The 750-nt window shown below is 62.1% G+C and carries 1 protein-coding gene and 1 pseudogene; both read left to right on the top strand.

Annotation, left to right across the window (positions count from 1 at the left end; translation table 11 throughout):
• Positions 1-291 (top strand): annotated as a pseudogene (locus ACSEXW_RS28230) (hypothetical protein); the annotation flags it as partial.
• Positions 278-750 (top strand): phage terminase large subunit family protein (locus tag ACSEXW_RS28225; RefSeq protein WP_438449513.1); only part of this gene is annotated, 473 nt, incomplete at its 3' end. The pseudogene ACSEXW_RS28230 and the gene ACSEXW_RS28225, both read left to right, overlap by 14 nt.

The raw sequence follows: 750 nt of genomic DNA, 5'->3' as shown, positions 1-750 counted from the left end.
AAGCGCGAGAAGGCGGAGTTGCAGGTGGCCGTTATGCGTGGAGAGCTCCACCGGGCAGAGGACGTAAAGGATGTCATGACAGACATGCTGGCCGCGATCCGGGCGAAGCTGCTCTCCCTACCGGCGAAGATCGCACCGAGGTTGCTCGGCAAGAACGACCTGGCTTCCGCCCAGGATACGATCTCCTCGGAGGTCTACGAGACATTGCGTGAGCTGGCGGACTACGATCCCGGGGCGTTCAATCGCCGGAATGAGGATTATGTGGGAGGAGATCCGGATGACGACGACTAAGACCCGGACCTTGTTCCGGATGATCGCGAAGGTCCTGGCGCCTCCCCCGAAGCTCACGGTGTCCACGTGGGCCGACCTGTACCGGAAACTATCCCCGGAGGCGTCCGCAGAACCTGGCCAGTGGAGGACCGACCGGGCGCCCTACCAGCGTGACATTATGGACGCGATCAACGACCCGACCGTGCCGGAGGTCGTGGTCATGAGCTCCGCGCAGGTGGGGAAGACAGAGCTGCTGCTGAACGGCATCGGCTTCCATATCGACTATGATCCGGCCCCGATCATGCTCCTCCAACCGACGGAAGGGATGGCGGAGGCCTTCTCCAAGGACCGCTTGCAGCCGATGATCCGGGATACCCCGGCGCTGAATGGAAAGGTCAAGGACGTCAAGAGCCGTGGCTCCGAGAATACCATCCTCCACAAGAAATTCCCTGGTGGCCACATCACCCTGGTCGGGGCCAA

Origin of the sequence: Oryzibacillus soli (assembly GCF_051594765.1) — a bacterium.
Taxonomy (GTDB): Bacteria; Bacillota; Bacilli; order Paenibacillales; family NBRC-103111; genus Paenibacillus_AR.
This window is presented reverse-complemented; position numbering and strand designations above follow the sequence as displayed.